The organism is Corallococcus sp. AB049A, assembly GCF_003668885.1.
Taxonomy (GTDB): domain Bacteria; phylum Myxococcota; class Myxococcia; order Myxococcales; family Myxococcaceae; genus Corallococcus; species Corallococcus interemptor.
In genome coordinates this window covers 1-12241 of sequence record NZ_RAWL01000261.1, presented here as the reverse complement: position 1 = coordinate 12241, position 12241 = coordinate 1, and the positions used below count along the sequence as shown (strand labels likewise).

Here is a 12241-nt window from a genome sequence, read left to right as displayed (position 1 = left end):
GGGCAGCTCCACCCGCGCCACCTCCCGGCCCTCCGCCGTGGACAGCCCCACCAGCGACGACGGGCCCGCGCCCAGCCACAAAGCGCCCAGCGCCCGCGCGGGAGGCCCCGTCACCCCGTCCGCGAAGCGCTGCTCCCAGCGCGTGCTCCCGTCCTTCACCGACAGCGCCAGCACCCGGCCCGGCCGCGTGGCCACGAAGACGGTGTCGCGCTCCGAGTCCAGCCCCACCACCTCCGTCACCGGCTGGGACCAGCGCGGCTCCCCGCTCTCCGCGTCCAGCGCCCACAGCCCGGTGCCCAGCGGCACCACCAGCACGCCCTCCACCAGCACCGGCGCCGCCCGGAGCGCCGGGGCCACGGATGGCTGTGGCTCCAACGACTTCGCCGGGGCGGGGGCCGGCCGCTTCCATCTCACTTGCCCGGAGTCCACCGCCAGGGCCCGCACCGCGCCGTCGGGGGCCACCAGGAAGACGGTGTGTCCGGCGTCGTCCACCACGGGCGGTGTCAGGACGGGGGGCTCGCCTCCCAGGCGCCAGCGCTCCTTGCCGTCCTGGAGGGACAGACAGGCCACCTCCCCCACCACCGTCCCCACGACGACGCTGTCCCCGGCCAAGGCGGGGGCCACCGCCACCTCACGGCCCAGTCGGGCGGTCCACACGGGCCGGCCCTCGCGGTCCAGGCGCACCACCGCGCCCACCTCGTTGCCCAGGAGCACCCCGTCCTGGAGGGCGGTGAGCCCCGTCCTGGAGGGCGCGTCACTGGAGTACTGGAAGGCCTTTTCCACCGGCGCGCGCTGGCACGCCATGACGGCCAGCGTCAACGTCAGGCAGGGCACCAGGAGCAGGCGTGGACAGGCGCGGGACGGCATGGTTTGGGGGAGGATGACGCAAGCGAGGAACTTCGACCATGCCCACGATTCGTGACGACGAAACCCCCAACGCCACCGGCATCCCTTCATCCGCCCGGCGTACGGACATCATCCCGCCCCCCACGCTGGCGGTGACGGAGGAGCTGCTCCACGCGCTCCCCAAGACGGACCTGCACTGCCACCTGGACGGGTCCATGCGCCTCAAGACCATCCTGGAGCTGGCCGAGCAGCAGAAGATCAAGCTCATGGCCGACACCGAGGACGGCCTGGCCAAGGCCATCCACATGGGCCAGGTGTGCAAGAGCCTGGAGGAGTACCTCGTCGCGTTCGACGTGACGCTCTCCGTGCTGCAGACCGCCGAGTCGCTCTACCGCGCCGCCTACGAGCTGGCCGTGGACGCCGCCGCGGAGAACGTGCGCTGGCTGGAGGTGCGCTACTCGCCCGCGCTGCACCTGCAGAAGGGCCTGAAGATGACCACCGTCATCGACTCCGTGCTGGAGGGCCTGCGCGCCGCCAAGAAGGAGACGGGCATCAAGTGCGCCGTCATCGTCTGCGGCATCCGCCACATCAACCCGCAGACGTCCATGCGCCTGGCGGAGCTGTCCGTGGCGTACAAGAACCGCGGCGTCGTGGGCTTCGACCTGGCGGGCGCCGAGGCCAGCTTCCCGGCCAAGGACCACCTGGACGCCTTCCGCCTCATCCTCAAGAACAACGTCAACTGCACCGCGCACGCGGGTGAGGCGTACGGCCCGGAGTCCATCTCCCAGGCCATCCACTCGCTGGGCGCGCACCGCATCGGCCATGGCACCCGGCTGCGCGAGGACGGCGACCTGCTCAACTACGTCAACGACCACCGCATCCCCATGGAGGTCTGCCCGTCCTCCAACGTCCAGACGGGCGCGGTGTCCTCGCTGGAGTCCCACCCGCTCAAGTTCTACTTCGACTACGGCCTGCGGGTGACCATCAACACGGACAACCGCCTCATCACCGACACCACCGTGACGAAGGAGCTGTGGCTGGCCCACCGCAACCTGGGCCTGTCGCTGGAGGACCTGACCACCATCATCGTGTCCGGCTTCAAGAGCGCCTTCCTGCCGTTCCGGGAGAAGCAGGACATGCTGCGGCAGGTGAACCAGGAGATCGCCACCACCCTGGCCGCCTTCGAGAAGCGCCCCGTCGCCTCCATGCGCCAGCCGGCCTGAGCCCCCCACCATGGACGAAACCCGAGACCTTCCCCCGCCTGACTTCGACCCCTCGCGCGCGAAGGCCGCGCAGGACCTGGCCATCCCCGCCATCCTGATGATGGTGATGGCGGGCCTCACCTTCCTGTACTCGCTGGTGAGCCTGGTGACGCCGGCGGACATGTCGCAGCTGGAGTCCTTCTACGGCAACCAGGACATCCCCGAGCAGTGGAAGGAGGCCCTGCGGTGGATGATGACCCCGCTGGGCCGCTTCGTGCTCACCGTGCCCGGACTGGTGTTCAACGGGCTGGTGGGCTTCGGCGCCTGGAAGATGAAGAACCTGCGGAGCTACGGCTGGGCCCTGACGGCCGCCATCCTCTGCTGCATCCCGTGCTGCGGCCCGTGCTCCTGCCTGTCGCTCGTGCCGGGCATCTGGTCGCTCATCGTGCTCAACCGGCCGGACGTGAAGGCCGCGTTCCGCATGGGCTGACGAAAAGCGAAGCGGGCGCCCCGGAAGTGATTCCGGGAGCGCCCGCCTGAAGTCCTCACCGCCGCCGCTTCAGGTCAGGTGACCTTCATCCCCTTGGGGATGACGACGACGCCGCCGGACGTGACGTGGAAGCGGCGCTTGTCCTCCACCGGGTCGTAGCCAATGGTCATCCCGGGCGGAATCTCCACGTTCTTGTCGATGATGGCCCGCTTGATGCGGCAGCGGCGGCCAATGGTGACGTTCTCGAAGAGGATGGAGTCCTCCACCTCCGAATAGGAATTCACCCGCACCTTCGGCGACAGCACGGAGCGGTGCACGTGGCCGCCGGAGATGATGCAGCCCTCCGCCACCAGCGAGTCCGTGGCGGTGCCCACGCGCTTGTTCTCCCGGTCCGCGAAGACGAACTTCGCCGGCGGGTAGTTGTTGGGCTGCGTGATGATGGGCCAGCGGTCGTTGTACAGGTTGAACGTCGGGTCCACCTCCACCAGGTCCATGTTGGACTGGTAGTACACGTCGATGTTCCCCACGTCCCGCCAGTAGCCGCGCTCCTTGTCCTCCTGGCCGGCCACCGTGTTCTGCGCGAAGTCGTACACGTACACGGGCTCGTGCTTGTAGAGCTCGCTGATGATGGACTTGCCGAAGTCGTGCGCGCTCGTCTCGTCCGCCGCGTCGCGCACCACCTGCTTCACCAGCGTGTCCGTGGTGAAGAGGTAGTTGCCCATGGAGGCCAGGCACATCTTCGGGTTGCCCGGCATGGGCGGCGGGTCCTTGGGCTTCTCCAGGAACTGGAGCATCCGCCCGTCCGGCCCCACGTCGATGATGCCGAACTCGCGCCCCTGCTCGATGGGGACGGGGATGGCCGCCACCGTGCACGCGGCCTTCCGCTGGATGTGGAAGTCCAGCATCTTGCGGACGTCCATCCGGTACACGTGGTCCGCGCCGAAGACGAAGATGTGGTCCGGCTCCTCGTCCGTGATGATGTTGAGGTTCTGGTAGATGGCGTCCGCGCTGCCCTTGTACCAGTCCACGCCGGTGCGCATCTGCGCGGGCACCGCCTCCACGTAGTGACCCAGGAACGCCGTCAGGCGCCACGCGCGTGACAGGTGGTTGTTGAGCGAGTCGCTCTTGTACTGGGTCAGCACCTTCATCCGGTACACACCGGAGTTGGCGAAGTTGGAGAGGACGAAGTCGATGATGCGGTAGCGCCCACCGAACGGCACCGCGGGCTTCGCGCGCTCACGGGTCAGGGGCTCCAGGCGCGTGCCAGCGCCTCCCGCCAGAATCATGGCCAGCAGCTTTGACATAGGTGCCAGCCACGTTAGCCCCCGGCCGCTGGCTCACAATGGCCGCGCGGCCCCCTTGAAGCCTTCCGTTGAGTGCCCAACCGGGCGGGGTGGATGGGAGGAATCCGACCTCCCGTTTTCGCGGCATGTAGGAGGAGGGGCGCAACCCCGTGCGTCCTCTTGGCTTGCATGGCTTCCCCGGACCTTGCGTGCTACCGTGGCCGGCGCGATGTCTGGCGACCAAACGCGAGTCACCAAGATCTCCAGCCTCACCCCGGGTCCCGAGCGCGGCGCCGAGTGCTGCCTCGTGCAGATCCACGGCCCTGAGCTGGGCAAGAAGTACGTCCTGGAAGAGACCGAGTTCACCATCGGTCGCGACCAGCACAACCACATCGTGGTGGACCTGGACAACGTGTCCCGCCGCCACGCGCGCATCTGGACCCGTCAGGGCAAGACGTTCGTGGAGGACCTCCAGTCCACCAACGGCACCTACCTGAACGACCGGGAGGTGCTCCAGGCGCAGCCCCTGCGCAGCGGGGACCTGGTGAAGGTGGGAGGCTCCATCTTCAAGTTCCTCGATGGCGACAACATCGAGACCCAGTACCACGAGACCATCTACACGCTGACCATCGCGGACGGTCTCACCGGCATCAACAACAAGCGCTACTTCCTGGAGTACCTGGAGCGGGAGATGGGCCGCTCGCACCGGTACCAGCGCACGCTGTCGTTGATGATGTTCGACATCGACCACTTCAAGCAGATCAACGACGTGCACGGCCACCTGGCCGGTGACTACGTGCTGCGCGAAATGGCCCAGTCCATCAAACGGCTGGTGCGCCGCGAGCAGTGCTTCGCGCGCTACGGCGGCGAGGAGTTCGCCATCGTCATGCCGGAGGACGGGCCGGACAAGGCGCGCCTGTTCGCGGAGAAGATCCGCAAGCTGGTGGAGGACAAGCGCTTCGCCTTCGAGGACAAGGACATCCCGGTCACCATCTCCATCGGCGTGGCGGAAGTCGCCTCGGAGATGTCGGAGCCGTCCCAGTTCATCAAGGTGGCGGACGCGAACCTCTACAAGGCCAAGAAGTCCGGCCGCAACCGCGTGGTGGGCTGAAGGCCATGGCGGACGAACGCGGCGGCGGCCCGTCCTTCCTGGCCCGCCTCATCCTCGTCCTGCTGGGCGTGGCCTTCCTGGGCGCCGCCTGGGTGTGGCACCGGAAGGACACCGACCCGAACGCCGCCCGGCTCGTGGAGCGCGTGAGCGGCGGCCGGGTGCACGGCGGCGCGGCGAACCCGTAAGGGCCCGCTCGCGCCCCGCTTCAACGAACGTCAGGTGCCTTCGCGCGACTCGGCCAGCCGGCCGCGGGTGCCGGGCAGGTTTCCGGGCGGCATCTTCCCGTAGATGTACTGCACGGTGTCGAGCAGCGTCTCGTGCACGTCGCGCGCCTTGAAGCCCAGCTCGCGCTCGGCCTTGGCGGGCTCCAGGTAGAAGAAGTGCTCGCCAATCTCGACCTCCTGCGGGTCGAGCTTGGACGTCACGCCGCGCCACTTCGCCACCTGCTCCAGCAGCTTGCCGCCCCAGATGTTCACCTCGCGCGGCAGCTTCATGCGCGGGGCGGGGACGCCGGTGAGGCGCTGGAGCCGGTCGAAGAAGTCCGGCATGGCCATGTTCACGCCCATCAGGTGGCGGCCGTACACCTCGCCCCGGGTGAGCGCCTGCGCGAAGGCCTCCGCCGCGTCGCGCGCGTCCACGAAGGAGATGCCGCCGCCGGGCATGGACGGAATCTCCCGGTTGAGGAACTTCACCACCGTCCAGGTGGACGACAGGCGGTCATCCCCGGGCCCCATCAGCAGGCTGGGGTTGAGCACCACCAGCGGGATGGAGTGCTTGCGGCAGTACTCCAGCGCCAGCTTCTCTTCGTAGATTTTCGACAGGTAGTAGGGCCAGTGGGCCACGGTGGTGATGGGGTAGTCGTCGTCCTCCGTGCCCACGCGGTCCTCCTTCGACACCGCGATGGTGCCGGAGGTGGAGCCGAGGATGACGCGCTGGATGCCCGCTTCGCGCACGTCGCGAAGCAGCTCGCGCGTGCAGTCCACGTGCAGCTCGTACATCCGCCGCGCGTCCTTGTTCTGGAAGGAGACGAGCCCCGCCAGGTGGTAGACGGCGTCCACGCCCTCCAGCGCGCGGCGCACGGCGTCCCGGTCCTTCAGGTCGCCCTGCCGCACTTCCGTCTTCGCGAACGCGGGGCCTGACGGCTTCGAGCGCGCGATGAGCCGCACGTCGTGGCCCGCGGCCACCAGCTTGGGCACCAGGTGCGTGCCCAGGAATCCCGTGCCTCCGGTGACGAGCAGCTTCACGCGTCCTTCCCTTCCGGCAGGGCCCGGGCGGGCGGGGTGAAGTCCCGGTCCGCGCCCACCTGCTCCAGGTCCAGCACCTTGCCCGCCCTCAGCGCGCGCACCGCTTCCTCCGCGATGTGCGTCACGTAGCGGTAGCCCTCCGAGCGCGCCATGCCCTGCGCCCGGGCCTTCAGCGACGCGTACTCCAGCGCCGGGCCCACGTGCACCTCCAGCTCCTTCGTCTTCGGGAACATGGAGCCCTTGGGCAGGGCTTCGTACGCGCCGTGGATGTACAGCGGCAGCACGTCCACGCCGTAGGTGAGCGACAGGTAGCCCAGCGTCGGCTTGAACTCCATCAGCTCGCCCGTCTTGGAGCGCGTGCCCTCCGGGAAGATGAGGACGTTGAAGCCCTGCCGCAGCGCCTCGCCCGCCACCCGCAGCGACTCGCGCAAGCTGCCCTGCCGGTCAATGGGGATGAGGTTGGTGAAGTTCTCGAACCACGCGCGCTTGAGCGGCGTGTCGAAGAAGTAGTCGCGCGCGGCCAGCGACACCATGCGCTCGCCCTGGTCGCCCAGCACCACGCGCACCAGGCCCGCGTCCAGGTGGCTGGCGTGGTTGGCGATGACGAGGAAGTTGCGGTTCTGGGGGATGAACGTCTTGCCCGTCACCTTCACGTCGAAGACGCCGCCGTAGAGCACCTTCTGCCCGAAGGACATCAGCTGACGGCCCAGCGCGGACACCGCCTCCGGCACCGGAATCTCCGCTTCCTCCGCGCGCTCGGCCTCCTTCTTGATGTCGCGCGCGCGCGTCTCCGCCGAAGGCCGGCGTCCGGAGGCCACCACCAGCTTGCGCAGGTCCTCCACCGTCTGCACCTGCGTCAGGTCTTCAATGGCGGGCAGCGGCACGCCCGCGCCCTCCAGCGCCACGGACATCTCCGTGAGCATCAGCGAGTCGAAGCCCAGGTCGCCAATGAGCTGCGCGTCCGGCTTCACGTCCGACACAGGGCGGTGGCAGACCTCGGCAACGAGCGGGTAGAGCCAGTCCGACACGCCACCCGTGGTGGGCGCCGCCTGCGCCTTCTCCTTCACGCGGCCCGCGCTGGCCGCCACGCGGTCCAGCCGCTGCAGCTCCTCCACCACGCGCTTGCGCTTCACCTTGCGGGTGGACGTGCGCGGCAGCTCGCCGTCCCAGAAGCGCAGCACCTTCACGCGCCGGTAGAAGGGCATGCCCGCGCTCACCTTGCGGAAGTGCTCCTCCAGCTCGTGGCGCACCTCTTCACGCGGGCGGTCCTTGAAGTCCGGCACGCAGAGGCACGCCACCTTCTCACCGCCGGCGTCATCCGGCAGGCCGACGATGGACAGCTCCTTGATGTGCTCGTGCTCCTGGTAGAGCTCTTCCAGTTCGTCCGGGTAGACGTTCTTGCCGTTGGCGTCGACGATGACGTCCTTGGCGCGGCCCATGAGGTACAGGCGGCCCTCGTCGTCCATGCGGCCCAGGTCGCCCGTGTGCAGCCAGCCGTCCTTCACCACGGCCTCGGTCGCCTCGCGGTCCCCGAAGTAGCCCGCCATCACGTTCGGGCCCTTGGCCAGCACCTCGCCAATGCCGTCGTTGTCCGGGTTGAGGACCTTGAACTCGATGCCCGGCAGCGCCTTGCCCACCGTGCCCTTGATGCGCTTGTTGGTGGCTTCCGACACCGCCAGCACCGGCGCGGCCTCCGTGAGGCCGTAGCCCTCGCGCATGGTGAAGCCCAGCTCGTGGAAGGCCTGGTGCACCTCTTCGGACAGCGCGGAGCCGCCCGACACCAGCACCTTCACCCGGCCGCCGAACTTGCGGTGCACCGGCCAGAACAACAGCTTGCCCAGGTTGAGCGAGCTGCGGTTGCGCAGCTCCCCGTTGGCCGCCATCAGCGCCTTGAGCGCCTGCTCCACCAGCGGCGGGCGCGCGGCCATCTCCTGGGTAATCTTGCGGTGCAACAGCTGCCAGAGCGCGGGCACGCCAATCATCGCCGTCACGCGGCCCGTCTCGAAGACGTCGCCCAGCCGGTCCGACGTGAGCTCGTCGATGTACGTGATCTCCGCGCCGCGCATGAACGGCGTGAGGAAGCCGGCGGAGAACTCGAAGGTGTGGTGCAGGGGCAGCACGGACAGCACGCCGTCGCCCACGCCCACGTCGAACGCGCCCGCCAGCTTCGCCACCAGCGACGCGAAGTTGCGGTGGGTGAGCATCACGCCCTTGGGCGTGCCGGTGGTGCCGGAGGTGAAGATGACGCTCGCCACGTCGTCGGCGGCGGCGGACTTCCTCACCGGGCCAATGCGGTCCGGGAACGCCGGGTCGCCCGTCATGGCCTCCGCGAGGCTCGCCACGCCCACGCCTTCACCCAGCGCCGCGAAGAGGCCGGGGAAGTCCTGGGCGGCCTGCTCGGACACGAGGCACTGCTTCGCCGCCGCGCGCTTCGCGATGTTGACCACCTCCGCTTCCGTGAGCGCGGGGTCCACGGGGACGGCGGTGCCGCCCGCGCGCAGGATGCCGAAGTAGCTGATGGCCCACTCCGGCCGGTTCTCTGACACCAGCAGCACGCGGTCGCCGCGCTTGATGCCCTGGGCCATGAGGTAGCTGCCCACGCGGGCCGCGTAGCGGTGCACCTCGCCGAAGGTGAAGCGCTCCTCCTTCTCCCCCGCGGCCATGCGGAACGCCACCCGGTGGCGGTACGCGTGCACGGTGGCCTCGAAGAGTTCCAAGAGGTCGCGGTGCGCGGGGATGGCGGTGCGCTTCTCGCGCTCCTCGTCCAGGCCCGGGAACACCCACTTCTCCAGGCCGGGCAGGTGCGTGCCCAGGAAGTACTCGCGCCAGTCGATGCGGTCCGGCGCCCAGTCAATCTTCGCGCGGTCCGCCGGCACCATGCGCTCGTAGACGGAGCGCGTGTTGTCGCAGCGGAAGACGTAGCGGTTCTCCCAGAGGAAGGGGAGGAACAGCTCGATGAGGCCGGAGAGGCTGCCCGCCTGGGACTCCACCTCGTCCAGCGCGACGCGGGCCTTGTCCATCATGGCCTGCACGCGGGGCGCGCCCCACGCGGGCCGCACCTCGTCCATGGCCTTCTTCAAGAGCTTCGCGCCCTTGGCCAGCATGGGCGCGCTGAGCAGCTGGAACTCCTGCTTGCTCACCGGCTGCGGCTCGATGCGCGAGCGCAGCGCGTTGACCAGCGTGTTGCCCGTCTCGCGGTTGCGGTAGTAGCGGCGGCGGTACAGGCCCACCAGCTCCACGGAGCGGCTGGCGAGGAACGGGTTCACGTCACCGGACGCCAGGTTGTAGACGCGGCGCTCCTCCACCTGCATCGCGTGCGCGGTGATGCCCAGCGTGGCGCCCGCCACCTGGTCCACCGGGATGATGTCCAGGATGGCGTGGTCGCCCGCGGGGATGCCGCGCTGGCCCTTGATGCCCGCGTACGCCAGCGGCGCGGACGTGGTGAAGCCCTCGTTCCAGCCGGGGAACGGGAAGTGCGCCGCGCTCTCCACGATGGAGGGCCGCACGATGGAGTAGCGAAGCCCCGGCGTCGCGGCCATCACCTGTTCACCCAGGTGCTTGGCGTACGTGTACGTGTTGGGCCAGCCCCAGTGCTGCGCGCGCTCCATGCCCGCGCGGACCAGCTCGCCGGACAGCCACAGCTTGCGCTCGCGGCCCACGGCCAGGCGCAGCGTCTTCTCATCCGTGGCGTCGCGGCCTTCTTCCTCCAGGCGGTCCAGCGCCTTCTGCCGGAAGAGGGAGGTGAGCGCCTTGTCATCCGCCTGTTCGCGCAGGCGGGCGACGATCTTCTCCGCGTCCGCCAGCTCCTGCTCCAGGCTGAAGTCGCGCCCGTCCATCTCGTCGTGCTTGGGGAAGTAGCCCAGCACCGGCTCGTCCTCGAAGACGAGCCCGCTGCGGTTGCCCACCACGAACGCGGTGGACATGTGGATGAGCGGCACGCTCCAGCGCAGCGCCAGCGCCACCGCGTTCTTCACGCCGTGGGTGTTGACGTTGAGGCCCACCTCCAGCGACGGGTTGAAGGAGACCAGGCCCGCGCAGTTGACGATGGCGTGCACCTGCCCGGTGAGGGCCGCGACCTGCGCCTCCTCCAGGCCCACCAGGGGGTCGGTGATGTCGCCATCCAGGATGGTGCACTTCGCCTGGATGAACGCCATGGCGCCTTCGTCGCCCAGGCGGTCGCGCAGCGGCTGGAAGGGCTCGCTGGGGGCCACCTTGTCGAAGAAGCGGCGCTCCGCGGACGCGGCGCTGCCCTTGCGCACGACGACGTAGACCCGGTCCAGCACGTCGCCGTAGTGGGTCAGCAGCATCGACAGCGTCACCTTGCCCACGAAGCCGGTGGTGCCGACGAAGACGATGCGCTTGCCGGTGAAGACCTGGGTGACGTCCAGCGAGGGAGGCGTGGCCATGTCCGTGTGCGACCCTTTCACTTCACGTCCACCATCACCGTGGGCGCGATGCGCAGCAGGCTGATGGACGCCGAGCGCCCCATGAAGCCGCGCGCCTCTTCAATCGCCTCGGAGAGGGTGTCCGTGCGGTCCCAGCCGAGCAGGGCCGGGACGTGGTTGTTCTCCGCGCCCGCGACGATGACCTTGCCCACGTGCTGGCGGCCGTTCTCGCCCCAGTACCACATGTAGAAGGGGTGCACGCCGTGGTAGGCGTTGCCCTTCCTGTACAGGTGCACGTAGCTGGGGTTCTCCGCGAACTCCTTCTCGTACTTGTGCTCCAGCTTCATGGAGTCCCGCGTCTCCGGCAGCAGCCGGTGGAAGAACTCGATGTAGCTGGGGTGCTGCACGGGGTCGAACTCGTCGTAGGCCGGGTGCAGGAGGATGAGCACGCCCCCCTTCTTCACCAGCGGCACGCCCCGGTTGAGGTTGTAGAAGTAGCCCAGCCCCATCACCTGCACGAGCAGCGGGTTGAGGATGGAGTTGACGCTGTAGGGGCTGACGAACGGGATGGGGAAGATGACGATGTCGCTCTGTCCCTCCACCGGCACCACGTACTGCTTCCAGCTCTGCTCCAGCGTCTTCGCGTGCGTGGGCTCCGTGGCGCCCGCGAACACGCCCGTCACGTCGTAGGGCGCGGGGATGGCGTTGAGCACCTTGCGCGCCGCCGCGCGGGGCAGCTTGGACAGCGTGTAGCGCAGGGCCTGGAACTTCAGCCGGTCCGCCTCCGTGTAGTCCTCCTCCTTCTTCGCGAGGAAGTCCGTGGGCGCGCCGAACATGCGGTTGTTCAGCGTGGTCTCGATGTGGAAGACCTTCAGCGTGTTGTCGATGACCGTGCCGATGCGCGAGTTCTTCGTGTAGAGCGCGCTCGCCTTCGGCTCCATGTAGGAGTCCGACTCGCGGATGGTCTTGGGGTTGTGGTGGTGCCGCAGCGACGCGTAGTTCGTCACGCCCGTGCCCATGGACTTGTGCCCGCCGTTCATGGGCACGAAGTTGATGTTCACGTAGACGATGAGGTCGCTCTCCGCGACGCGCCGGTTCACCGCCACCACTTCGTTGTGGCTGGTGCGCTCCAGCTCCGTCATCCCGTCCGGGTCTTCCGCGTCGTGGTTGTAGTAGCGGTCCGGGTAGTAGGCGTCGAAGATCTTCTCGCCCACCATGCGCTTCATCTCACCTTCCGTCATCCGGCGGTGCAGCGCGTTGGCGATGACCAGGTGCACGTCGTCCACGCCACTGTCCGCGCACAGCTCCAGCACCACCTCCAGGATGGACTGGCGCACGTCCGGCGTGACCATGGGCGGCAGCGGCACGCTGATGTCGTCGATGACGCACGTCAGCCGCATGCCGGGCTTGAGCAGCGCGTGCAGCGGGTCCATGCCCTCCGGGTGGTTGATGGCCCAGCGGATGGCGGCCTTCACGTTGGGCACGCCCTCCAGCGGGGGGCGGGGGAAGATGACCCGGGTGCCCACGGGCAGGTCTTCCTGGAGGAAGCCCTCGCCGTAGAAGAGCGCCCGCGGGGGGCTGCCCTTCTCCGTGATGACCACCTGGCTTTCCTCGTCGTACAGCTTCTGGAGCGTCTTGAGCCTGTCTCTTTATACACATCTGACGCTGCCGACGACTTAA

Annotated in this window: 9 protein-coding genes; 4 read left to right on the top strand and 5 right to left on the bottom strand. The window is 68.6% G+C overall.

The window, feature by feature from the left end:
* A partial coding sequence (locus D7X55_RS25260) for a PQQ-binding-like beta-propeller repeat protein (RefSeq protein WP_233610051.1) occupies positions 1–819 on the bottom strand: 819 nt, incomplete at its 3' end.
* 86 nt (positions 820–905) lie between these two features.
* Between D7X55_RS25260 and add the strand changes: the two genes are divergently transcribed.
* A complete protein-coding gene (add, locus tag D7X55_RS25255; RefSeq protein ID WP_120550758.1) occupies positions 906–2069 on the top strand; it encodes an adenosine deaminase in 1164 nt (387 codons plus the stop codon).
* 10 nt (positions 2070–2079) lie between these two features.
* A complete protein-coding gene (locus D7X55_RS25250) occupies positions 2080–2538 on the top strand; it encodes a hypothetical protein (RefSeq protein WP_120550759.1) in 459 nt (152 codons plus the stop codon).
* Between the two features lie 74 nt (positions 2539–2612).
* Here the strand turns inward: D7X55_RS25250 and glgC are convergent, their stop codons facing one another.
* On the bottom strand, positions 2613–3842 hold the full coding sequence (gene glgC / locus D7X55_RS25245; protein ID WP_120550760.1) for a glucose-1-phosphate adenylyltransferase: 1230 nt from the start codon (positions 3840–3842) through the stop codon (positions 2613–2615).
* A gap of 208 nt (positions 3843–4050) precedes the next feature.
* On the opposite strand from glgC, the gene D7X55_RS25240 reads away from it, so the two are divergent.
* The gene (locus D7X55_RS25240) at positions 4051–4932 is read left to right on the top strand and encodes a GGDEF domain-containing protein (RefSeq protein ID WP_120550761.1); all 882 of its coding nucleotides are present in this window, start codon (positions 4051–4053) and stop codon (positions 4930–4932) included.
* A 5-nt stretch (positions 4933–4937) separates the two neighbouring features.
* Positions 4938–5117, top strand: a complete 180-nt coding sequence (locus tag D7X55_RS25235) for a hypothetical protein (protein ID WP_120550762.1) — start codon at positions 4938–4940, stop codon at positions 5115–5117.
* Positions 5118–5147: 30 nt separating this feature from the next.
* Here the strand turns inward: D7X55_RS25235 and D7X55_RS25230 are convergent, their stop codons facing one another.
* Genes D7X55_RS25230 through D7X55_RS25220 form a run of 3 tightly spaced genes read right to left on the bottom strand, consistent with a single transcriptional unit; the run spans position 5148 to position 12162 of the window.
* Entirely contained in the window at positions 5148–6176 is a 1029-nt protein-coding gene (locus D7X55_RS25230) for an NAD-dependent epimerase/dehydratase family protein (protein ID WP_121724422.1), read from the bottom strand.
* Positions 6173–10582 (bottom strand): AMP-binding protein, encoded by a 4410-nt coding sequence (locus tag D7X55_RS25225; protein WP_120550764.1) that lies wholly within the window; start codon positions 10580–10582, stop codon positions 6173–6175. Before D7X55_RS25225 ends, D7X55_RS25230 begins: the two co-directional genes overlap by 4 nt.
* A 17-nt stretch (positions 10583–10599) precedes the next feature.
* The gene (locus D7X55_RS25220; protein ID WP_233610050.1) at positions 10600–12162 is read right to left on the bottom strand and encodes a lactate racemase domain-containing protein; all 1563 of its coding nucleotides are present in this window, start codon (positions 12160–12162) and stop codon (positions 10600–10602) included.
* Positions 12163–12241 lie beyond the last annotated feature (79 nt).

Bases quoted from the DNA above. Each gene is read 5' to 3' on its own strand.
- D7X55_RS25250 (WP_120550759.1), top strand. From the start codon at position 2,080: ATGGACGAAACCCGAGACCTTCCCCCGCCTGACTTCGACCCCTCGCGC.
- D7X55_RS25225 (WP_120550764.1), bottom strand. From the start codon at position 10,582: ATGGCCACGCCTCCCTCGCTGGACGTCACCCAGGTCTTCACCGGCAAG.
- add (WP_120550758.1), top strand. From the start codon at position 906: ATGCCCACGATTCGTGACGACGAAACCCCCAACGCCACCGGCATCCCT.
- glgC (WP_120550760.1), bottom strand. From the start codon at position 3,842: ATGTCAAAGCTGCTGGCCATGATTCTGGCGGGAGGCGCTGGCACGCGC.
- D7X55_RS25235 (WP_120550762.1), top strand. From the start codon at position 4,938: ATGGCGGACGAACGCGGCGGCGGCCCGTCCTTCCTGGCCCGCCTCATC.
- D7X55_RS25240 (WP_120550761.1), top strand. From the start codon at position 4,051: ATGTCTGGCGACCAAACGCGAGTCACCAAGATCTCCAGCCTCACCCCG.